Here is a 22,862-nt window from a genome sequence, read left to right as displayed (position 1 = left end):
GTTACTTTATGGGATGAGAAGTTTTTGACCGGGGTGTATTTTGTTGTTCTTAAGCTTATTGGCTTTCTTTATTTTGTTTACTGTTGCACCCCTATATTTGCTTGCGATGATATTTAGAGATTCCCCCTTACGCACTGTGTGATAGCGAGACGAAGACTTCTTTGTCACACTTTCTTCTGACTTCTTCTCAGTCTGCCGTTGTGGTTCTTGCTCTATCGCAGGACGAGAGGAGGAAGCCGACGCATCTGCAAGAATGGATTTATCTTCTGTTACAGCCTGCTCTGTCACAATCTTTATCGCCAGACTCTGACCGACCTTGACCGCATTACGTTTCATCTTGTTCCATCTCTTGATGTCCTCAACGTCTACACCGTACTTTTTAGCAATACTTGCGATTGTCTCGCGTTTTCTTACCTTGTGATAGACGGTACTCTCGACGGTACGCATCGGTGTGGAGACTATCGTATCTTTGACCTCTGAGAAGTTTTGAGCGCTTACAAGGGGTAAGATGATTACTTGATCGTCCGAGTGTCCCGGTACAATGCCTTTTCGGTACTTCGGGTTGAGGAGCATCAATGTATCTTCGCTGACTCCTGACAGGGTACTTAGGTGCTTGAACGAATACCTTTTGTTTACTCTGACCGTATCTGTCGCCAAGGGCATGTTGATGCTTCCCGGTGTCAACTGATAGTCATTGTAATACTCCATTGCATAAAATACTGCGATGAAGTAAGGGACATACGAACGAGTCTCTCTCGGTAAGAACTGATATATCTTCCAAAAGTCTTTGGCTCCACCGGCTCTTCTTATGGCCTTGTTGACATTTCCAGGACCACAATTATAGGCTGCAAGTGCCAGCAACCAGTCTCCATAGAGCCCGTATAGGTCTTTGAACAAAGCACAAGCCGCCTGAGTCGATCGCTTGGGGTCTCTGCGCTCATCGATCAGGCTGTCGATGCGTAGGCCGTAGACCTTCCCTGTCGGGAGCATCAACTGCCATATCCCTGTCGCACCTCGGGGAGAGACGGCTATCGGGCTGAGTGCCGACTCCACGATCGCAAGGTATTTGAGCTCCAGCGGAAGACCATGTTTGTCCAGCTCTTCTTCGATGATCGGGAAGTAGTAAGTGCTTGCCGAAAGGACTTGCTCGAAGAGTCGTCCACGCTTATTGACAAACTGATCGATGCACTCGTGCACGACAGAGTTGTATGTCAATGGGATGATGCTGTTGAGGGCATTGAGTCTCTTCTGATACTCCTCGCTCGAAAACTCTCTCGTCCTGTGTGCCGAGGGGGTGGAGTGATCAAAGTAGGTCTTGTACTTATCCTCTATAAGGCTGGTGAGCTTATTGTCGAGAGCCTCCGGAACCACTTCCCTTGAGGGTAGAGTATCCTTCGGTACACTTGTCGTTTCTGCCCCCAAAGCTTCAGGCGAAACGAGCCATCCCAAGACAATGGTGCAAACGAGTATGACGTATTTTATATAACTCTCTTTCCTCATAAAAGCTTAATTCCGCTCCATCACATAACTATCCTCAAAATCTCAATGCCAACTGAAGCCCATAGGATGTCTGTGGCGTTGTCGTTGTCGGCATCGATATGACGGGGTGATATGACAGAGATACATTTGGGGTAATGTCGAACGAATACAACTCTGCATCGACATAAGCATCCACCATAATCAGGATGTATGTAGCCACAGAGAAGATGATACTAAGGTCTCTGTTACGGCGATAAAAGTCTCGCCCACGTCTCAACTTTTCGTGAAAAGACGTATTGTTGATGTAGTCTTCCGGCTTCGCATTCGAAGGTATGAAGTCTACCCAAGACCTGTTTTCAAGGGGTGCATCACTCTTGATGTCACGGAAGGCATTGGCATACTCGGTAAGGTTCGCATGGTTCCAAGTGATCGCGTAGTAAAAGCCTGTATAGGCTGTTGCGATCAGGGGGAGCTTCCAATACTTACGGTTATATATCTGTCCTCCACCCGGGATGATCGACCACAAGAGTGCCATTTTGGGTTTCGGCACAAATCTGCTTTGTTTCTTTTTGATCGTTTTGAGATCGAAAGCCTTACCTTGCTTAGCCACGGCACCGTCCAATCCCTTTGTTTGTTCGATTATCTCGATTGCATTTTTTGTGTCCTTGACTGCGACAGAGTCTGCCGAAATGATCTCTTTGGGGAGATCTACGACCACACTGTCTCTCGGAGGGATACTGTCTTGCCCCCCCGTTGCATAGGCTTTATGTATGCAAAGTATCCCGATCACCACCAAGCCAAGAAGGTGTCGGATACTTATCGATGGTGTCATAACTTGTCCAAAGTGCTAAGTATCGCTTCAAGTTGCTCTTCGGAGGCAAAAGGAATGGTGATCTTGCCTTTTCCTTTGTCGTTACAAGTCATCGAGACCTTTGTCTTGAAGATGCTCGAAAAGTGTTGAGAAAGTAATGCAAACTCCTCAGGCGTCTTCACGCTTGATTGCTTCTTCGGTGTCGATGCCTGCTTCTGCCCTTCATTGTAGCTCCTCACGATCTCCTCCACTTGTCGCACAGATAAGCCCTCCTTGACAGTCTGTTCATATAGAGCCAGGAGGAGTTCGGTGTCGTCCAAAGAGAGTAGGGCACGAGCATGACCCATGTCTATCTTCGAGTTTTTGAGTCCCATCTGTACCTCGGCAGGCAGCTTGAGCAGACGGAGATAGTTGGATATTGTGGCACGCTTCTTTCCGACCCTTGCGCTGAGATCATCCTGAGTGAGGTGATAGGTGTCAATGAGCTTCTTGAATGCCAAAGATATCTCTATTGCATTGAGGTCTTCACGCTGGATATTTTCGATCAGAGCCATCTCCATGACCTGCTCATCTTCCGCCGTGCGGACATAAGCCGGGATGGATTCCAGTCCTGCTATCTTTGCAGCCCTGTAACGTCGCTCGCCCGAAATGATCCTGAACATCCCCGGCTCCTCAGGGATGCCGTACACTGTGATCGGTTGTACGATGCCTATATGCCGGATAGAGTCCGCCAGTTCCGCCAAAGTCTCCTCTTCAAAGAACGTACGAGGCTGCTCCTCATTCGGGATGATGTCCGATAGGGAGATCTCGTTGATCGATGACGAGCCCTGAGTTTCTATGGAGAGGTAATCGGTGGAGATAAGGGCATCCAAGCCTCTTCCCAATGATGATCTATCTTTTTTGCTCATTTTCAAATGTCTTGTTCAGTTTCGATTAAGGGGAAAAGTCGCCTTACTTTTGATTTTTTGTCAAAAGTTCTTGTGCAAGCTGGAGGTAGTTCTGACTACCACGGCTTTCCAAGTCGAAGTCCAATACCGATTTCCCGTGGCTCGGTGCTTCGCTCAAGCGGATGTTGCGATGGATCACACTTGAGAAGACCAACGACTTGAAGTGCTTCTTCACCTCCTCGTAGATCTGATTCGAGTGGCGAGTACGGGCATCGTACATTGTCATCAAGAAGCCCTCGATGTCGATGTTCGGATTGAGCTTCCGTTTGATGATCTGGAGCGTGTTGAGGAGCTTGCTGATCCCTTCGAGCGCGAAGTACTCGCACTGTACGGGGATGATGACCGAGTCCGCCGCCGTGAGGGCAGCCACGGTGATAAGTCCTAACGATGGCGAACAGTCAATGAAGATGAAGTCATATTCGTTTTTGAGTGTGTCTGTGATCTTCTTCATCACGAACTCTCGCCTCTCGACTTTGATCAACTCTATCTCCGCTCCTGCGAGATCGGTATGCGAAGGGAGTATCATCAGCCCCTCTACAGAAGTCTCTGAAATACAATTCTTAGGGTCGGCTTCTCCAAGTAGACAGTTGTATATGGTCAGATCCGTCGAAGTCGGCTTGACTCCGAGGCCTGAAGTGGCATTTGCCTGTGGATCGGCATCTATGATGAGCACCTTCTTCTCCAGTGCCACGAGTGATGCTGCCAGATTGATTGTCGTTGTAGTCTTACCTACACCACCTTTCTGATTCGATATTGCTATTACTTTTCCCATTAGAATGCTTCGTAATCAACATACAAACATACCTTTTTTTATCCAAATAGTGAAATCATTTAGCCCCTTTTAAGGCTTATAAACCGTGTACTTTGTCGGGGTTTTTGCGGACAAAATCAGCCCAACTGCTCGTTTTTTGTCGCTGGAGAGGTGAGGTTGACTGTACAAAGTGGCAGAAAGCCACAGCCAAACCGTCTGTGGCGTCAAGCTCGATCTGCATAGAGGTATCGGGGATATGCAGCATCTTTTGAAGGAGGGATGCCACTTGTTCCTTTGAAGCTTTACCTGTGCCTGTGATGGCACGCTTGATCTCCATCGGAGCATACTCGTGTACTGCGATGTCCGAAGCCAAGGCTGCCGCTATCGCCACTCCTTGTGCTCGACCGAGCTTGAGCATCGACTGGATGTTCTTCCCATAGAACGGAGCCTCGATCGCAAGTTCATCCGGGTTGTAACGACGGATGAGAGCCGATACTCCATCATATATCTTCCTGAGCCTTTCGTAAGGTGACGCGTCCTTGTTCATCTTCAGTACACCCATTGAGAGCATCTCGGCATTCTTCCCTGAGACGGAGAGTATGCCGTAGCCCATGATGACACTACCCGGGTCTATGCCGATGATGATTTTCTGACTTTGGTCCTTCTTCATGCGTGTTCTTTCCTTTGAGGGGTGGTTATAGTTTGCCCTCCTTTCGGGCCTCTTCTATGACTTTTCTGAAGCCCTCTCTCAATGAAATCTTTGGGGTGAAGCCTAACGACCGTATTGGCGAGTCATCACAAGCCCATGAGCGTTGGGCAAAGATCTTGTACTTGTCGCTGTTCAGGGGTGTCACTTTCCCTGTAATTTTTCCGACGACATCCCCTATGAGGCATGCAAACCGCACAAGCGGAAGCGGAGCTCTCAAGTGTAGTGCTCGTTTCCGTCCCAGTAGCTCTTGTACTGTACGCCCGAAGTCAATGTCTCGGTATATTTCACCGTCTGTGAGCATATAACTATGTCCCAAGGTGTTGGGGTGGTTTAGGACAAAGAGAGTTGCCCTGGCGACATCAGATGCATGGACAAACGTGAGCTCTTGTGGCCTACAGCCTGCGAGTATATTCAGTCCTTTGTTGATTTCGCGGACAGCCATGAAGTAGTCCGCATCTCCGGAGCCATATACCCCCGTAAGGAGCATGATCGAGTAGGGGAGACCTGATGTTCGCAGAGCCTTTTCGCCTTGGAGCTTGGAGCGACCGTAATGGGTGTTGGGGCGTTGTGGATCTTCGGCACGCATGGGGCATCCTTTCTCGATGGGTGGACCATAGGTGCTCAGGCTACTCATCAGCACCACTCGTTCGGGAGGAAGGGGAGATGAGGCTAAGGCAGAGAAAAGGTTGCCGGCATAGGTGCCATTGACAAGGTAGAAGTCCTTTGTCTGAGCCGTCTTTGTCACCCCGGCATTGTGTATGACATAGTGCCACGCTGGCTCTCCCTCTTGGGTCAGGGCTTTGATCTGTGTCAAAAGAGCGTCTGTTGACGAATAATCCAAGTCTATCCGATGGATGCGACTGTCTGAGAGGTGGCGAAGCGAACTACTTGAGCGTACCCCTGCCCATACCTCAAGCCCCTGAGCCAATGCTTCTTCGACGAGGTATCTGCCTATGAAGCCTGAGGCTCCCGTGATGAGTATTCGTTTTTTCATGCCTTCTGACTGTTTTTTTGAGTACGACAAAAAGCCCAAAGGACTCAAGCAGGCTCGAGTCTCTTCAGGCTTACGATGTCATATGATTTTGCGCATTAAGGGTTTACGGCAAGCATCCCAGTGCTTCACGCACTGTCTGATGGTATCGCCTGCTCGTAAAGTGTACCTTCTTTTTTGTAAGGTTCGATTACTTCTTGCTGAAGTAGTCTTTTACGGCATCATTTGGAACCATCTCTTCGACAAATACGTATGCACCTGTCTTTGGAGACTTCTCCATCTTGATTACCTTAGAGAATGTACGTCCTTCACCCTTCTGTAGATTTGCGACTGCTTTCTTTGCCATGGTCTACTATAGTTCTCTTAGTTTATTACTTAATTTCTTTGTGTACTGTCATGCGCTTCAAGATGGGATTGTACTTCTTGAGCTCCATGCGTTGCGGTGTATTCTTTCTATTCTTTGTGGTAATGTATCTTGAAGTACCGGGCATACCGCTTTCCTTGTGTTCTGTGCACTCAAGGATGACCTGTATTCTATTACCTTTCGCTTTCTTTGACATTGTCTTTGTTTCTTTACCTTAGATTAAAGTATAGTACATTTTCTAAGAGTTCCTGTTTCGAGACCTCTCTTGATAGCAGCGTCGAGACCGATTTTGTTAATGAGTCTGAGACCTGCTGCAGACACCTTGATCTTGATCCAGCATCCTTCTTCTACCCAGTAGAATTTTCTCTCGAATAGATTTACCTCAAACGTGCGCTTTGTATGACGCTTAGAGTGCGACACGTTGTTTCCGACCATCGCCTTCTTTCCGGTGATTTGACAAATTCTTGACATCTTCTTTTTATGTATATTGTTTTGTGTTACTTTACGTTAGTCGTATCAAGGGTGCAAAGTAACAACTTTTTTATGGATTTTCCAAACGCACCATAGTGTTTGCTCCCTTGTTTAACTATATATAATAAGCTATTGAGACTGCAAATTTACGGAAAAAGAATGGAATAAAATCAGTGTGTATGAGGAAACTATGTTTTCTTTATTGTGAAAATGTTTGGGGGCTGATATTTCTTTAGGGATAGATATTGCTGACTATTGTTACTGATGATTCTTTTGTCAGTATTCTCGCAACTTTTCATGTGAATTTATGCAAATTATTTCGAGTTCAGTGGAGATTCGAGTATATTTGCACAAATAATTTGGCGGCACCGAAACTTAATGATCACTCCTGCTCTCTTCGACTTATCCTTGACAGAATATACTACGAAGCAGGACAGAAAGCGTTCTGACATGGGACAGAAAACATTCTGCCCTCCCACAGAATGCTGGCCTTGCGCCGAGAGAGAATAGGATGACAGCGGATAGAAAGATTGGATTTTATGTTTTTACTTTCGGACTCTGTGGCCGTCTACATACAAAGCTACGCAAACACATGATAATAAAATTTGAAAGAGTGTCTCTTGCTCACAAGGATAGGATAATGGCTTTTACGGCTGAGTCTCCCTATCGCAACTGTGACTATTCGTTTGCCAACCTCTACAATTGGGGTGGGTACTACGATACCCAGGTTGCCTTTCACAAGGGGATGATGATTGTCCGCTTCCTCTCATCGGATGGGCGTCCTGCTTGCCTTATGCCCATAGGGGATGGCGACTTCGAGGGCGTGCTGGCAGACCTCAATGCGGACTTCAAGGAGATGGGATACATGCTTACCTTCATGGCGGTGACTGCCGAGGGTGTTGAGGCTCTGAATGAGTCATATTGTGGTAATATCCATGTCCTTGCCAACGAAAACTACACCGATTATATCTATGAGCGGGAGAAGCTGGTCACCCTCTCGGGCAAGAAACTTCAGAGCAAGCGCAATCATATCAATCGCTTCAAGACCACTTACCCCGACTATAAGTATGAGGAGATATCTGCCGCCAATGTCGAGGACTGTATTGCTCTCGAAGAGCGTTGGTTCTGCAACAGCGAGCGTACAGATGACATCAAGGCAGAGAGGGACATGGTCGTCAAAGCTCTTCGTGAGCACGCCGAGATCGGTATGCTCGGGGGCTGTATTCGTGTCGATGGGCAGGTCATAGCGTTCTCTATGGGTATGCCGATCAATAAAGATACTTTTGGAGTCCATATCGAGAAGGCAGATACCGCTTTCGATGGAGCTTTTACGATCATCAATCAGGAGTTTGCAGCTCACATCCCTGAGCAATATACTTATGTCAACAGAGAAGAAGATCTGGGTTTAGAGGGGTTGCGTAAGGCTAAGTTATCTTACCGACCTGCCATCATGCTTGAGAAGCAAATCATCCTACTTCGTTGCGAACAAGGTCAATAACCCAATACTATGTCTCCTTCCTATCACTTCCGTAGATACAACCCTGCAGACAAGGTGCAGGAGAAAGCTCTTTTGGCACTCCTTGTCGAGGCTTTTGGGGCTTATGAGCCGTATTACGAGGCACAACTGAGCCTCGTTGCCGATGCCGAGAGCACTCTTTTGTATTATGCTGAGGGAGACGAATTGGTGGCACATATTCAAGTCGTGCCTTATGAGGCGACAACAGCCCAAGGTAAGCGACTCAAGGTGGCATACCTCTATGCGATCTGCACGGCAAAGAAGTTTCAAGGGCAAGGGATCATGGGTAAGATGCTGAGGGAGACACTGGCACAACTACCGACCATGGGATACGATGTTGCGGCGCTCGTCCCTGCGGAAGAGTCTCTCATCGGGTATTATCGCCCCTTCGGGTTTGAGATGATGACGGGAGGCACTCCCCCTTCAGTCGCATCCGCCACCGTGCCCATCGTAAGGGCAGGTAAGGGGGCAAAGGTTTTTAATCGTCGTTCGCACGAACTGGATATCGAGCTCTACGGCTCTTCCGAACCGAAGCCCCTCGTCGGCTGGATGCTACACCCGCTCTCCGCAACCACACTCCCCCTACCTCTCGATACTCCCATAGAAGCCCCGATGGTATAAGTCTACTAAGGACACTCGCAGATAAACGACAACACCCTTGGCAATAGGAATAATCCTATGCCAAGGGTGTTGTCATTTGTTTTGTCATCTTATAAACCTATGGCATATCTTGATGATCTGAAGCGATGGGGTTTTATTAAGGATTCGAACTTTTCTTCAGGCAAGCGTTTTACCCACTCCTTAATTCCGTACAGTGAAGTCATACGTTCGATCTCGGAGGATAGGGTCTCATTGGTAGCAAAGAACGTTACCCCCTCAAAATAATTAGGACCACTATAGATGATGAAGCGTTTTTCGTTCGAGATAAAGTACTTCTTTATCGGAATTGCTTCCCTCTTTTTGTCGAGTATGCAGAAAGTATAGAAGAATTTTTCTTCCTCGTGGTTGTTGAATCGAGCTGCTGAGTTTACTTTGATCTCAAGGGTAAAGATCTTTGCAAGTGCTTCTTTCAATGCCTTTGCAGCTTTATCAAAGCCTTCTTTGCTCTTATAACCCTCCATCATTTGTTTATCTTCAAAATAGTTTGGGTTAAGGTATTTTGTAAGCAGGACTCTATCACCATTTCTTGTGTAGAGACAAGCGCCGACATCATACAAGTTTAAGTTTTTGTCAGGCTTTATACGCATGATTTCGATGAATGGTTTAATCTCCTTGGTTGGATGGCTGGCTTTATTATCATCGGATAGGCGCTCTCTGAAGTTCTTTTCGATGATCATATCTGACACCGGGGAGAGAAATCTTTGCTTCAGCATTATCACATATCCGTTAGAGTCTACTACGTCTTGAGCCCATTTTTTGAGATTCAATTCTCCTTTCTCTGCATTTATGATGTTATCCGCGGTCACTTTGCCTGAGCCTCCTAAGAGGTTCAGGTGATAATAGTAAAGATCTCCATTTGTGCGAATATGCTTCTTCAGACCCATTTGGTCAAGCTTGCCAATCAGATTTTCGAATGCTTGTTTTACTTTTGGATTTGAGTCTTCTTGCATCGCTTTGGGGACAAGGCAAGAGTAGAACTGACTCATAAAGCCCTGATGGTAACCGTCAATCACATATGAACCATAGCCTTGTACTGCAGTGCCTAATGCAGAAGAATACAGACCCTTCGTGAACTCATCGGATATGAAGAAGGGTTTATCCATGTCTTTAATAGGTTGAAATGCAGTTTCAACTCTATTTATGACAGCTTCTTGATAAATAGTGCCTACTTCTACCGTATGTCCTCCAACCTCTATTCTAGAGGGGTGAAGGTTTATAGAGTTAGATGACAGAGAGAGTTTTTTGACAAGGCATTTGTACTGCGGATCGGTGGACACTTTTCTCATATCAAGGATGCCCTTTAGCAGGAACTTCTTTTCTAACCCCCCCTCATGGTCTGTATCTAGTGTGAACCCCAGGTATTTGTGATCTTCCTCACCCGAAAAGTTGAGGTAGGAGCTTGGATCTACTTTCAAGCCTTCAAGGGTTTCCTTTTCCCAGTTTATGAAGTATTGATTTTGTGTCGGATCCTTTACTTCCGGAGTCTTGTCGTTCTCATCTGTCTTGGGTGTGTCTTTCCCTTTCTCTCCTTCTTTTGGAGTCTCCTCCTTTTGCTTGTCTTCGGTCTTCGGAGGCTCCTCTTTTTTCTCGACATTTGTCTGAGGTTCTTCTTTTTTCTTTTCCTCTGGTTTTTTCTGGTCGTCCATACAGCCCGCCAGGATCAAGAGGACGGAGCCTATAGACGCAAAAATAAAGTGGCGTAGTGTTGTTTTCATAGGACTTTAATATAATGTTGATATATGCGATGTTTCAAATGTATAAAGAAAAAACGAGACAACCTAAAAAGATTGTCCCGTTTTTTCTTTATTTCGGAGTGGGATTACTTGAATGTCCACTTGAGTGCGAGTGATGGACGTACCCAGAACTTATCCTTGTTGATGAAGTTGTATGCAAGGCGGACTTCTGTACCGATGCTGAGGTTGAAGTCGTCAGACACTCCGACAAACTGGTTGAGGTTAATCCATGCTTGTGGCTCCGCAAGGAATGTGACATTGCCCTTTTCGCCCAAGTCTGTCGTCCATAGATCCGCAAAACCGTTGAGCGTGAAGACTCTGTTCCAAGATGTCCAAGACCATACCCCTGTCAGTTGCATATTGTGGGGCTTATTGAAGCCTTGGTCGTGGCGATACATCATGCTGAGGTTAAACGCATTGCCATTCTTCGCCCAGAGGTAAGATACACCACCAAGATAAGTGTGGTTCATAGGAGCGTACTTAGATATGCCTCCGTTATACTCTACGTGAAAGGCGATAGGAGCCTTCCAAAACTTTAGTTCCCTTGCGATCTCGAGGTAGGCGCAGTCCATGATCTTTTCACCGAGCTCCAAGTCTACGAAGTAGAAGGTCTGTCCCCATTTGTCAAACGAAAGATTTTCGATCGTCAAGATCATGGGAGAGTGTGTCTCTTGATTTGTCTTATCGATACGCTTGCCCACGTTGTAGTGTGCTTGTACGTTCTGAGCATTTGCTACACCTATAGATGCCACGAGAAGAGCAACGATTGCAAATAGTTTCTTCATTGTTTTGTTTTTTACTTTGACATTAAATAATGATTATCCAATGGGACAAAGTTAATGTAATTTCTTAATTGTACTAAATCTTATGTCGAAAGGGCATCGGAAAGCTCTCTCTTTTTAGGACTTTTCACAAAGAGTAGCTATGCTGTAAGCGATAATTAACGTGATAAGCCTAATGCAGAGGGGTATGTCCTTCGACAGAATGTGTTCTGGTGTCCGATAGAATATGTTCTGTCTCGGGGCAGAAAACTGTGATGTTTATGCTTATTGAGGTGAGGTTATGCCTTCTTGGAGATCTGCTTCTTGCGCCTCTTGTGCCACTTGTGGTAGATGATGTAGCCGGTGATGATGATACTGAGGAGCAGGAAGCCTGCGAGGAAGACGAACATCGGAGCCACGGGACCGAGGAGTCCGTCATAGAGGCGACCGACATGTAGCTCAAGTGCCGTGTGCCAGAGTGATATACGCCCGGGCTTCATGCCATCGGGCATCTTGACAAACGCACTGCCGTCAGTGACAAGTCTCGCTCCTCGGTTGTAGTCAAATAGCACCTCACCTTGGGCAAAGTCGGAGGAGTAACCGCTGATGGCATTATCGAAGGTGGGCATACCGCCTTTTCGTTGCTTGTAGGGTTCTTTCTTTATGAGATCAAAGGAACTGCCGTCTTCTCTATTCCATTCGAAGAGTCCACTGAATGAGCCGGCGATCCATCGGCCGTTCTCTTTCTGTTCCCACGCATTGATACCCATGACGCTCACGGGTGGTGCTTGGGGCAGGGCTATAGGTCGGGCATTGAGGTCCGAAAGGCTGAAGAAGCCGTCGGAGGTCGAGAGCAACCAGTCTTGATGTACGTGATCAAAACGAATCTTCCTCAACTTGTCGTGCCAAGGGTTATCACTCGAGAGTTCTGTCCCCGGCATGGGACTTATCTTGGAGCGGATGATTGCTATCATTAAGGGAGGACGAAGAAACATCCCTGTAAATGTCACGAGGATCAGTAGCGCGAGAAAGAGACTGCCGAGCTTGTTGTGGAGCTTTAGGGACTTCCTCGTCACGGTCCCATCGGTCTTGAGTCCTTTCTTTTTTCTTCTCTTGGTAATCATCATGCGGATGGTGATGATGAGGCCTGTGACACAGAGGATGATGAGGATGATCCCCACGCCATCAACGACGAGCTGCCCGGGAAGACCGAAGAGTTCGCCACTGTGAAGTAACCACAGCATACGGAAGAGTGAGACCTTGGGGCTGTATCCCTCAGGAACGGAGAGCTCGAGCTCCTTGAAGCCCTTGCCTTCCCCCTCGGAGAGATAGAGGTGTGAGCGTGAGAGTAGTATCAGGCTATCGCCATGAGCGATGAGGTCGGTGTAGTACTTCTCGGGCTTAGGCAGATCTTCGAGGACTTGCCAGCGGTCTTGGGGGGCGTCATACTTGTAAAGAGCAAATGGTGAAAGCGCATAGAGACCTCCTGAAGTAGTCTCTGCGAGGGAGCGGATGCCGAGATGGTCGGCACCTTGGGACAAGCCTTCGTTGTGAGTCTTGAAGGAGGAGCCCAACGGATCTGTTTCCCATACCCCTATGCCTCCGTACATCCACACAGAGCCATCCTTGAGGGTGAGTGTCCCTGTCACACTGCCGTTGTCCCAGTTTTCGTACTCGTAGTGCTTCGGAAGGTGTGCACGTGAAATATCCAACCCTGAAAAGGCTGTACGATGGTTGAGGATGATCCCCGAGAGGGCAAACATAAAGATGAAGAAAATGAAGACGATGCTCACCCACTTGTGGGTCTTGAGGAGAAACTTTCGCATACTACTAAGATAGATTAGTGTCGATACCGGTGTGGAGGAGGGACAAAGACAAAAGAAACAACCTGCATTCCATCCTTAAACAGGATGGAGTGCAGGTTGTCGTATTTTTTAGATCACTTTCATGATCGAAGAGTTGGGGTTGCCTTGGATTACTTGCCAAGGTTGGTGGAGCCGTCGGGCTGATATACATATTGGAATGTGATGTAGCCCGGCTTGCCCTCTGCATTCTTGTAACTGATGAACTTCACCTTGGCATACTTGCCGTCAGCAGTGCGGATGACAAAGATGTTGTCGCTCGCCTTGTAAACGTATGTAGGAGGTGCACCATAGAATGAGACTGCCTTACCGAGCTTGATTTCGATCTTGGGCTCTGTCTTTATGTCGGATATGCCGCTGAGCTCAACATTGGCAGTGCTTCTCTTTCTGATGATGCCTCTTCCATAGCCCAATAGTTGATAGGTGTCATCGGTGAGATAGTCATCCTTTGGGGCTTCAGTAACTGCTGCAAGGTCAGTCTTGAAGGTCATGTACGCACCACCCTTGCCCTTGCCGGACTGCCCGCTGTTGGTGCGGATGAAGAAGGTGTTGAACGCAAGGTCCCAGTCCAACCTTTCCTTGTAGTTGGCTTCTGTCACACCCTCCACTTCTTTACCTGTTGCAAATGAGAAGTAAACCCATTCGCCATTGACATCAGTAGTTCGGCTTTGTGTATACTCTTTTACTGTTCCTTGGGAAGGTTCGGGAGTGTTGTTTTTGTTATCGCATGAGGTGAGCGTGAATAGTCCTGTTATGAAGAGCAGTGCTACCGTGAAAATTGATTTGTACATAAAAGTTTGTGGTGTTTAGTAAGTAAATTAAATCTCCAAGTGGAGAGCAACGAAGCAACTGCGTCCGATGCCCGTGTAGGAGTTAAAGCTATGTATCTTGGCGTGATAGTCAAAGATGTTGTCTATCCCGAATGTTAGTCTGCCAAATCTGTCGTAACTGTAAGACATTGCAAGATACCAAAGCGTATAGCTTGGTATCGTCGTGGTGTAAAAGGTCTTGACGATCCGATCTTTTAGGTTGAGATCATCTTGAATGTCAAACTCCTTCTTTCCGATGTAGGATGCTGTCAAGTTGATGTTCAATCCGTGTTTCTTCCAGTTTTTACCGTATTCGGCTCTGAAGTTGCCGGAGAACTTGCTTTGAGAGTTGAGTTGGGTGCCATTGACTTCGCTTGGATGGAGATAATTGGCCGAAGCATGAAGTTGGAGACCTTCGATGAATGGGTTGAAGCGGACTTGGGCTTGTAGTCCCATGAGTTCGGTAGACCGGATATTATGATAACGACGCTCTTTCTGGTTCTTTCCCCAGATACCTTCGATCTTGTTGGAGAAGGCATTGATGTAACCCGAAAGGATCGCATAGAAACGTTTTGATATGTATTCGGTTGAGAGAGAGAGGTGGTGATTGCGCTCCGGCTTGAGGTCGGTGTTACCATAGATCATGAACATCCCGAAGTGATCCCAGTTCATGTAGAGTTCCTTGATACTTGGCGAGCGGTATCCGGCGCCGTAGTTGAGGCGGAATGTAATGGGCGGGAGCTTGTATATTGCCGAAAGTTTTGGTGAAAGGTTGAATCCATAAGTAGCATGATAGTCTGCTCGTAATCCACTTACCAAGCCTATGCGAGAAGTGATCTGCCAGTCATCTTGGATATACAGGGCACTGCTGTGATGACTGCGTGAGGTGTAGCTATCGTTGGTGAACTTGTCCGTATAGAGCATCTCGTCGAAGTACTCTGCACCTATATTGAGTTCGTGACGCTCCCCTAATCGCTGTATGTAGGATAGGCGAGGTTGTATCATGCGGTGTTTGTAGATAAGATCTTTGCGCCCCTGAATCAGTTCGAACTTATTATATCTGTTGTATTGATCCGCAAACAGCGAAGCCTTTATCTCCCCCTCATTGTGGAGTCTGTAAGTCCCCGAGAGTGTCCCTGATATATCAGTGTTGTACTCATATAGATTATCGTGGTTGAGGTCATACTTATTCATCTCGTAGAGACTCCCCACAGCAGAGAGCGACCACCTCTCATCAAGTGTGAAAGTAAACGCTTGGCGCAGACTGTTCAGACCAAATCCTGAAACGTTTGTCGGCACCTCCTTGACCGGCGATGCGACCGTAAGGTCAAATTCCTTGTAATACTTCTTCTCTCCTTCTGTGTCGTAGAGGCTGAAAGCATCTGCACTTCTGTGAGTGACGGTTGTCTGTGTGCTCCACTTTTTATGACGGTAAGAGGCGGTGAGGGTGCCATTAAAGTTCGATCTGTCGGCGTTCCGCTTGAAGAGCTTGTATTTATCATTTGATGCTATCTGTGGGAAGTTCTTCTCGTAGAGTGGTGCCCACTTCGTATCTAAAGAGGCATGAAACCGTCCTTTGGGCTTCTTCGTGATGATATTGATGACACCTCCCATCGCTTGTGTGCCATAGAGAGCCGATCCTGCGCCTTGGACGATTTCTATACGTTCGATATTGCTAAGGCTGATGCGTTGGTAGTCAATGTTATTGCCTGTCTCACCTGCGATACGTTCACCATCGATGAGAAAGAGGATTTGCTTGGCATCCAAGCCCTGCATATTGATGCTTGTCCCGAAGCCGACCTCGTTGAAGGTCAAGCCGGGCACCTCCTGCATCAATAGCGATTTGATGTCTGTGAGTCCTCTCTCTGCTATCTGCTTGTCTGTGATCACTTGTGTCATGACAGGAGAATCCGAAATCTTTTTTGGAGTGCGTGTTGCAGTGATGACAAACTCATTGAGAGCGTGCTGTCGATCCTCATCAAAGAGGCTTTTTGACGGTCGCTGAGCTTGTATCGATGTAATGTGTGCAAAGACGCCGAGGAATGTGGCTGCAAAGATAAGGAGCTTCATGTAGGAGCAAGCGAACATTGATGTTTTTTTAGCACTGTGGTTTTTATGTTGCAAAAATAAATATTGTGCTCTGCTCTTGCAATAACTATAAATTGGTATTTTGTCGCTGAAGTCTTTTCGATTGCGACACTGTTGTCATTACTTTGTTTTGAGAATACCGAAAACAATACCCCTCGCTCCAAGAAGCTGCTGGAGCGAGGGGTATTATTTATACTGCCTGCTACAATTTGTAGCTGATAGTCGGATCTTACTTGATCACTTCCTTGATTACTGCATCTACATCTTCAGGATTATGAGTGCGAACAAGGATCTTACCTTCTGGAGAGATGAGGAGAAGTGATGGGATACCTGTAAGACCGTAAACCTTAGCACCGTTACTTTCTGTATCGAGGATAACATCCCAAGTCATGACCTCAAGCTCTTCGATTGCCTTTGCGTTGTCTGCAGGATCTCTTTCCCAAGTACCGATACTGAGGACACGAAGACCCTTGTCTGCATAAGTCTTGTGAAGGTCTGCCAAGTGTGGCATAGCACGACGGCAGGGACCACACCATGATGCCCAGAAGTCTACGAGGAGGTACTTACCTTCGCCCATGAATGAAGAGAGCTTTGTTACGTTACCTTCTGCATCCTTGATGTCGAAGTCGATGTAGTCTGCACCTACTTGGGTCTTTTCTGCGTTCTTGAGGTTTTCGTAGCGATCCTTGAGGTTAGCGTTGTTCTTGATGATGTCAGACGCATTTTCGTAAGCTGCAAGGTATTGGCTATCTTCTTCAAAAGAGATGTTGCTGAATGCGATTACACCGATTACGTTGTTCTTTTCGATTTCCAAGTACTTCTGAGCCACAGCATTTTGCTTTTCAGCCATTTGTGCCATGTAATTTTCGATGGCAGCTTGCTTCTCTTCCATTGTCTTTTCAGTGTCTTGGTAGAGAGCTTGTGCTTCTTCTCTTAGAGGGGTGATGGCTTCTGCGATTTCGTTGTTCATCTCTGTGAAGCGATCGTATAGTCTCGAGCCCTTCACAGTGAAGCCACTGCCGTTCATGTCTGTACTGTCTTCTACGATGACAGCCTTAGTCTGATCCTTGAAGATAGGAAGTGCATAACCACCAAATCTTACATAGAATACATTGACTGTATCGACATTAGAAGTGTACTTGAATGAGCGATTTTCGATAAGGACAGAGTCCAACTTTTCGTCTTCGCCACGCATGCCTACGTAGACATATTGGCCGTTCAATTCTTCCGGCATGACTGTTGATGACAGCTCAAAACCTTGTGGTTGAGTCTGACAAGCAGCAAACGCCATTGCAAGCGCACCTGCTGATAGGAGGATTTTCTTCATGATTTTAATCTCGTTGTGAGTAATTGTTTGTTGTATTTACACCGCAAAGATAAAGATATTTTGTCTTTATCGACTATTGTTTTGATCTAAATTATCATCTCTACCAGATATTTGCATCAGTTTTGATGAGCTCATGGGAGGGTGTCTCGCTTCCGTTATAAGTAGATCATATATGCAAACATTCGATGCGGTTTTGTAGAATTTACAAACTCTTTGGGTTCTGATCACCGGTCAAAATCACTCTTCGATTTGAGCCTTTTCCTTGGACTTGGTTGTGATCCACTTTTTTAGTTTGGACTCCTTTGCAGGCTCGATGAGTCCCCCCTTTTCGATGGGCTCACCCACGATGTATTTCATGTGATAAGTGTAGATGATCATCGTAAGTGGGAGTGCAAAGAGCATCCCTATGACACCGAGGAGCGATCCCCATACCGAGAGGGAGAGAAGGATGACAGCAGGCTTCATGCCCATTGTCTTACCGAGGATCTTTGGGACAAGTACTGTGTCTTGGATCACTTGTACCAGACCGAGTACGCCCAGCGAGAGGAGAAGGACAACAAAGAAGTTCTGATCGGCATCTGCCGCTTTCAATAGAGACGCCAGTATTATCGGAATGAGTCCAAGTGTCTGCATATAAGGGATGAGATTGAAGACTCCGATCAGAAGCCCGATCGAGATCCCCATAGGGAGGCCTATGATCTTGAAGCCTATGGCCAGCAGTACACCGACACAGAGGGCGATGAGCGACTGCCCTTTGAAATAGTTGTTGACATAGTACTCGACATTGTCTATGGCTTCGCTGACGAAGGGGTGTGTCTTCTTCGGCATCAGGTGGAAGATACCTTTGTTGAGTGACTCATAGTCATTCAAGATGAAGATGAGATATAGTACAAAGAGGAAGATCACGAATAGCCCCATCAAGAATGAGAAGGTACTCATAAGCAGGCTCCACGACTTGGTCACAAACTGTCGTGCCGTATCGAGGACGCTTTCGAGGTTGAACTCCGTCAGGAACGACTCTATGTCCGTGTATTCGAGTATTCGAGTCCTCAGACTCTCGGGTAAGATGTTCAGCAGAGCCTCAGAGCTGGCATAAAACGATATAAGCTCCCAGCCCTTGCTGACCTCTTCTTTGATCGAAGGAAGCAGGAGAAGGACAATGCCCGTGACGATCGAGATAAGCAAAAAGAGAACGGTGAGGATCGACAATATACGGCTTTTGAACTTTAGTTTCTTTTGGAAAAACAGGACTACGGGCATCAGCATATAAGCCACCAACCATGCTAACCCAAAGGGTAGGAGAATCGGCATGAGCTCACGTACAACGTATGCGATCAGGATGACGATGAGCACAGAGATGACGATGCGTGCTATACGATCCAGTGTGAAGGGTTTGGTGAAAAAATCTTTCATTACTGTCATCAATTATCAATATCTTTGTGGACATAGCTGTCTCTTGTATAGCACAGCATAGGTCGCTTCAAACAAAGATACACAAAATAATATGATAAATCTCACACACAGCACTGTAGCCAAACGATTTCTATTTCTTTTGGCTCTCTTCACCCCCTCCATGATTGTGGCACAAAATGTGCGTACCCCCATGGAGCCCGAAGTGCTCAAAAATGTCTTTTGGTCTCTGTGTGTCCAAGATGCCGAGACGGGCGAATCCCTTGTCGATATACGTTCGTCCTATCTGATGACCCCTGCCAGCACCCTCAAAGTCCTCACCACGGCCACAGCCCTGGAGTGTGTCTCGCCCGAGACCCGTCTTTCGACCAAGCTCTATACGACAGGTGTCATCTCGGAGGGTGTGCTGTCGGGTGATGTGTTGATCGTCGGCGAAGGTGATCCTTCGATAGGATCTCGTCATCTCAAGGACACTTCGGCTGACTCCTTCTTCAATAATGTCGCACACGCTTTGACCGCTAAAGGGGTCAAGAAGATCAAGGGGAACATCATTGCACTCTCTCCCAAATCCTTCGATCACCAAGGGCTCAATCCTCGCTGGCTGCACTACGATATGGGCAATCATTATGCTGCGGGGGCCTACGCCCTCAACCTTTTTGACAATAGTTACAATGTCATCTTCACCGATTACGGTCGTAAGTTCACTCACACCCCCTCTGTCCCCGGACTTAAACTGAAGAGGAGTTATGTCATCTCTAAATCCCGTAAGACAGACTCTTTGTATATTGCCCGTCCTTCGTCCGGTGAACAGGTGCATCTCATTACAGGTATCTATCCTGCTGGTGTCAAACAGTGGCACATCAGGGGCGACATCCCTGATCCGCCTCTCTTCTTTGCTCAGTATCTTGCGATGACCTTGAAGAAGAAGGGGATATCCATTCAAGGCGAAAGTCGCACCTCTGGACTCCTCCCCGACGTAGACAAGGTACTTCTTTATGAGCATCTCTCTCCTACGATGATGGAGCTTGCTCGCCTCACCAATGTGCACAGCATCAATCTCTATGCAGAATCCTTGTTGCGTTGCACTTGGGTCGGGAAGGTCGCAATCGAGGGACATAATCCTACCCAGACGGCTCTCCATCAGTCCGGGCTCTACTGGCAAGGACGAGGCTTGTCGGGCAAGGAGATCAATGTCTTCGATGGCTCCGGACTTTCGCCCGAAAATAAGGTGACCGCCAATTACCTCTCTTCACTTCTTGGGAAGGTCTACCGTGGTGACAGTACACATCTGTTTATGACGACCCTTCCGATGGCAGGCAAAGAGGGTACGGTGACGTCATTTCTCAAAGGAACACCGCTTGCCGGGCGAGCTTATCTCAAAAGTGGATCGATTAAAAATGTCATCGCCTATACGGGCTATATTATAATTCCTGATGGTAAGGTGTATACAGTAACCCTGATGGCGAACAACTTCACACTGCGTCACTCAGAGATGAGAAAGGTCTTTGAGGGTATTCTCTTGGATACCTTCGCACCTGCACTTGGTCTTGAGATGGCTCAGGTGGGACGATAAGTAGGTCTGTCGTTGAAATATATTAATTGGCGCGACTTGTAATCATCTCCGTAACTTCAGACACCAACACACCCTTGTGTATATGAATACAGTAGATATTGTCCTCTCTCCTGAACTCATTGAAACTTACTCCTCCAAGCCTGTCCTCTGCATCGTCATAGACGTGCTGAGAGCGTCGTCTACAATCATCACTGCTTTTGCCAATGGCGCAAGGAGGATCTACCCTTTGGCGGATATTAAAACGGCACAGAAAAAGGCTCATGCCGGAGCTCTGGTCGGTGCGGAGCGTAATGTGTTGAGGTGCGATTTTGCGATGTTTGGTAACGACCCCGGAGAATACACGGCAGAGAAGGTCGGTGGTCAGGATATCTATTTCACGACGACAAATGGTACAAAGACCATTCGTCGTTGTCTCGATCTTGGTCATGAGGTCATCATCGGTGGCTTCCTCAACATCGATGCCGTTGTCCGTGCATGTGGGGGTAGGGATGTGCTCTGTGTCTGTGCCGGATGGCAGGGGAAGTTTTGTCTCGAAGATGCATTCTTTGCCGGAGCTTTAGTACAGAGACTCGCACAGTCTCACTCCATCGCAAGCGATGCGGGGCGGATGATGGCAGAGCTGTGGGAGCTTCACAGAGAACGTCCGTTGGACTACATCATGGGCTCCGATCACTTCGCCCGTATGGCACGTGTGGGCAAAGAGGGTGCTGTCCCTTATTGTCTGACAGAGGGAGTTATAAACATTGTCCCCACTGTTTCGGGAAGCAATGGGGACGAGATAGTATTGAGAGGACTATCTTACTGAAAAATACCGTTCGGTGACTCGGTCAGGGATTTGTACAGCTCCGACTGTGACTGCGCAGATGTGGGATCTACTCCGGATCGACCCAGTCGCCGTGAGAGCGTATCAGATCGATGAGTCTGTCTACAGCTTCGGCCTGAGGGATCTTGCGAGCCACGCACTCTTTGCCTTTATAGAGATCGATGTCACCGGGAGAAGAGCCGACATAACCATAGTCGGCATCTGCCATCTCGCCCGGGCCATTGACGATACACCCCATCACTCCGATCTTCAGACCTTTGAGGTGGCCTGTGGCTGCCTTGACTCGTGCCACGGTCTCTTGGAGGTCGAAGAGTGTGCGACCACAGCCGGGACATGAGATGTATTCGGTCCTCGTGATCCTGCGACGGGTAGACTGTAGCAGGCCGAAGGAGAGTCGAACGAGGTCGATGGCTGTCATCGATGGAGCTTCGAGCCATAGACCTGCGCACTCGCCCCTTAGGAGCGTCCCTCCGAGATAGTATCCCATACGTACGGGTACTTCGTGGGCCGGAGCAGATGTACTCAGCTTGATGACATAAGGTCGTGGTGCAACTTCTCCGATGGATTTCAGTACATCAGGGATATTGGGATGAGTGATCTCGATGACCGGAAACTTGTCCTCAGACAAGTTTTGGACACTTGAAGGATCTGCAAGGAGATCTACATCCTTGATGATCACGAGATCTTTGAGAGAGAGACAACGATATTCAGGATATTCGTCAGGGTGGTCTTGGTCCGAAAGGATGATGAAGTCGGGACGCTCGTCCGCTTTCAGACCGTTGAGTTCGGGAGTTGCCTTTGCCATCACAATGGGAGTGGGGTGCCCATTAAAGAGTTCGACCGAGCGTGTCCCCTCTCCCGGCGAGCCGAATGTGACCGCCGGAGCGTTGGCCTGCTCCGTGACACACTCCACGAGAAGGCGACCGACGGGGATCTCTGCCTCGGGAGCTTCACTGAGAGAGACACGGATGGTATCACCCATGCCATCGGCAAGAAGTGAACCGATACCGGTCGCGCTCTTGACACGACCGTCTTCTCCATCGCCGGCCTCGGTCACGCCGAGGTGCAGTGGAAAGGTCATTCCCAACTGTGCCATACGATCACAGAGGAGGCGTACGGTTGTGGTCATGACAGTGGTGTTGGAGGCTTTTATGGAGATGACGACATCTGAAAAACTTTGTGCGACACAGACCTGAAGAAATTCCATGCAACTCTCCACCATGCCTTCGGGAGTATCTCCGTAACGGCTCATAATGCGGTCGGAGAGTGAGCCGTGATTGACACCGATGCGTATGGCGGTATCGTGTTCTTTGCAATGTGCCAAAAACTCGGCAAAGGACTTCTGAAGTCCTTCGACCTCTTGAGCATACTCAGCGTCGGTATAGTCTATGGTCTTGAACTTTCGTGCAGGGTCATAGAAGTTGCCGGGATTGATACGAACCTTTTCGATGTGCTTGGCAGCCTCATAGGCTGCTTGTGGATTGAAGTGAATATCTGCAACCAAGGGAACGTGTATCCCTTCGGTATTGAGTCCTGCTCGTACTTCGGCAAGTGCCTTGGCTTCGCGTGTGCCTTGTGCTGTGAAACGGACGATGGCTCCGCCTGCTTCGACGATTCTCTTTGTCTGTGCTATCCCGGCTTCGATGTCATTCGTATTGACATTGGTCATCGACTGTACGACGATGGGTGCATCACCGCCGATGATGACTCCTCCGACCTTGACGGGATGGGTCTTGCGACGGTGATAAGCGTAAACTTTAGTATTTCTGTTCATTGA

21 protein-coding genes are annotated in these 22,862 nt (G+C 47.7%); 4 read left to right on the top strand and 17 right to left on the bottom strand.

From position 1 onward, the window contains the following. Positions 1–6 precede the first annotated feature (6 nt). From EL262_RS04205 to rpmB, 9 genes are all read right to left on the bottom strand, one after another. Positions 7–1,500 carry a lytic transglycosylase domain-containing protein gene (locus EL262_RS04205; RefSeq protein WP_078735562.1) on the bottom strand — a complete coding sequence of 498 codons (1,494 nt, stop codon included), beginning with the start codon at positions 1,498–1,500 and terminating at the stop codon, positions 7–9. 34 nt (positions 1,501–1,534) lie between these two features. Next, on the bottom strand, positions 1,535–2,311 hold the full coding sequence (locus EL262_RS10145; RefSeq protein ID WP_025837228.1) for a DUF5683 domain-containing protein: 777 nt from the start codon (positions 2,309–2,311) through the stop codon (positions 1,535–1,537). Continuing rightward, positions 2,308–3,198, bottom strand: a complete 891-nt coding sequence (locus EL262_RS04195) for a ParB/RepB/Spo0J family partition protein (RefSeq protein WP_025837230.1) — start codon at positions 3,196–3,198, stop codon at positions 2,308–2,310. The genes EL262_RS10145 and EL262_RS04195 overlap by 4 nt, the downstream gene beginning before the upstream one ends. Before the next feature lie 43 nt (positions 3,199–3,241). Next, positions 3,242–4,009: a ParA family protein gene (locus EL262_RS04190; RefSeq protein ID WP_025837232.1), complete on the bottom strand. Its 768-nt coding sequence runs from the start codon at positions 4,007–4,009 to the stop codon at positions 3,242–3,244. A 76-nt stretch (positions 4,010–4,085) separates the two neighbouring features. Further along, positions 4,086–4,658 carry a crossover junction endodeoxyribonuclease RuvC gene (gene ruvC, locus EL262_RS04185; RefSeq protein WP_078735561.1) on the bottom strand — a complete coding sequence of 191 codons (573 nt, stop codon included), beginning with the start codon at positions 4,656–4,658 and terminating at the stop codon, positions 4,086–4,088. Positions 4,659–4,683: 25 nt separating this feature from the next. Then, positions 4,684–5,691: an NAD-dependent epimerase/dehydratase family protein gene (locus tag EL262_RS04180; RefSeq protein ID WP_025837234.1), complete on the bottom strand. Its 1,008-nt coding sequence runs from the start codon at positions 5,689–5,691 to the stop codon at positions 4,684–4,686. 187 nt (positions 5,692–5,878) lie between these two features. Continuing rightward, positions 5,879–6,034 carry a DUF4295 domain-containing protein gene (locus EL262_RS04175; protein ID WP_078735560.1) on the bottom strand — a complete coding sequence of 52 codons (156 nt, stop codon included), beginning with the start codon at positions 6,032–6,034 and terminating at the stop codon, positions 5,879–5,881. A 25-nt stretch (positions 6,035–6,059) separates the two neighbouring features. Continuing rightward, on the bottom strand, positions 6,060–6,248 hold the full coding sequence (gene rpmG / locus EL262_RS04170) for a 50S ribosomal protein L33 (protein ID WP_025837236.1): 189 nt from the start codon (positions 6,246–6,248) through the stop codon (positions 6,060–6,062). 23 nt (positions 6,249–6,271) lie between these two features. After that, entirely contained in the window at positions 6,272–6,523 is a 252-nt protein-coding gene (gene rpmB, locus EL262_RS04165; protein WP_025837238.1) for a 50S ribosomal protein L28, read from the bottom strand. A gap of 592 nt (positions 6,524–7,115) precedes the next feature. Here rpmB and EL262_RS04160 point away from each other — a divergent pair. Both EL262_RS04160 and EL262_RS04155 read left to right on the top strand, forming a co-directional pair. Then, positions 7,116–8,021 (top strand): DUF2156 domain-containing protein, encoded by a 906-nt coding sequence (locus EL262_RS04160; protein WP_052095440.1) that lies wholly within the window; start codon positions 7,116–7,118, stop codon positions 8,019–8,021. Positions 8,022–8,030: 9 nt separating this feature from the next. After that, positions 8,031–8,660 carry a GNAT family N-acetyltransferase gene (locus tag EL262_RS04155; RefSeq protein ID WP_025837240.1) on the top strand — a complete coding sequence of 210 codons (630 nt, stop codon included), beginning with the start codon at positions 8,031–8,033 and terminating at the stop codon, positions 8,658–8,660. Positions 8,661–8,749: 89 nt separating this feature from the next. Here the strand turns inward: EL262_RS04155 and EL262_RS04150 are convergent, their stop codons facing one another. From EL262_RS04150 to EL262_RS04120, 7 genes are all read right to left on the bottom strand, one after another. Continuing rightward, on the bottom strand, positions 8,750–10,414 hold the full coding sequence (locus tag EL262_RS04150) for a hypothetical protein (protein WP_078735559.1): 1,665 nt from the start codon (positions 10,412–10,414) through the stop codon (positions 8,750–8,752). Between the two features lie 104 nt (positions 10,415–10,518). Then, complete coding sequence (locus EL262_RS04145; RefSeq protein WP_025837246.1) at positions 10,519–11,217, bottom strand: DUF5020 family protein; 699 nt, start codon at positions 11,215–11,217, stop codon at positions 10,519–10,521. Positions 11,218–11,492: 275 nt separating this feature from the next. Next, the gene (locus EL262_RS04140; RefSeq protein WP_025837248.1) at positions 11,493–13,019 is read right to left on the bottom strand and encodes a PepSY-associated TM helix domain-containing protein; all 1,527 of its coding nucleotides are present in this window, start codon (positions 13,017–13,019) and stop codon (positions 11,493–11,495) included. Between the two features lie 149 nt (positions 13,020–13,168). Continuing rightward, a complete protein-coding gene (locus EL262_RS04135) occupies positions 13,169–13,846 on the bottom strand; it encodes an HmuY family protein (protein WP_025837250.1) in 678 nt (225 codons plus the stop codon). 27 nt (positions 13,847–13,873) lie between these two features. Then, the gene (locus EL262_RS04130) at positions 13,874–15,934 is read right to left on the bottom strand and encodes a TonB-dependent receptor plug domain-containing protein (RefSeq protein WP_051522656.1); all 2,061 of its coding nucleotides are present in this window, start codon (positions 15,932–15,934) and stop codon (positions 13,874–13,876) included. Between the two features lie 247 nt (positions 15,935–16,181). Beyond that, complete coding sequence (locus EL262_RS04125; RefSeq protein WP_025837255.1) at positions 16,182–17,279, bottom strand: redoxin domain-containing protein; 1,098 nt, start codon at positions 17,277–17,279, stop codon at positions 16,182–16,184. Between the two features lie 237 nt (positions 17,280–17,516). Then, positions 17,517–18,692: an AI-2E family transporter gene (locus EL262_RS04120; RefSeq protein WP_025837256.1), complete on the bottom strand. Its 1,176-nt coding sequence runs from the start codon at positions 18,690–18,692 to the stop codon at positions 17,517–17,519. Between the two features lie 91 nt (positions 18,693–18,783). On the opposite strand from EL262_RS04120, the gene dacB reads away from it, so the two are divergent. Both dacB and EL262_RS04110 read left to right on the top strand, forming a co-directional pair. Continuing rightward, positions 18,784–20,262, top strand: a complete 1,479-nt coding sequence (dacB, locus tag EL262_RS04115) for a D-alanyl-D-alanine carboxypeptidase/D-alanyl-D-alanine endopeptidase (RefSeq protein WP_025837258.1) — start codon at positions 18,784–18,786, stop codon at positions 20,260–20,262. Positions 20,263–20,344: 82 nt separating this feature from the next. Then, positions 20,345–21,067 (top strand): 2-phosphosulfolactate phosphatase, encoded by a 723-nt coding sequence (locus EL262_RS04110; protein WP_025837260.1) that lies wholly within the window; start codon positions 20,345–20,347, stop codon positions 21,065–21,067. A 67-nt stretch (positions 21,068–21,134) separates the two neighbouring features. On the opposite strand, the gene ispG is transcribed toward EL262_RS04110, so the two are convergent. After that, positions 21,135–22,859, bottom strand: coding sequence for a (E)-4-hydroxy-3-methylbut-2-enyl-diphosphate synthase (gene ispG / locus EL262_RS04105; protein WP_025837262.1), 1,725 nt, complete (start codon positions 22,857–22,859; stop codon positions 21,135–21,137). Positions 22,860–22,862 lie beyond the last annotated feature (3 nt).

The organism is Porphyromonas cangingivalis, assembly GCF_900638305.1.
In the GTDB taxonomy this organism is placed as follows: Bacteria; Bacteroidota; Bacteroidia; order Bacteroidales; family Porphyromonadaceae; genus Porphyromonas_A; species Porphyromonas_A cangingivalis.
Note: the sequence above shows the minus strand (reverse complement) of the source record. Positions and strands in the feature narration are given on the sequence as shown.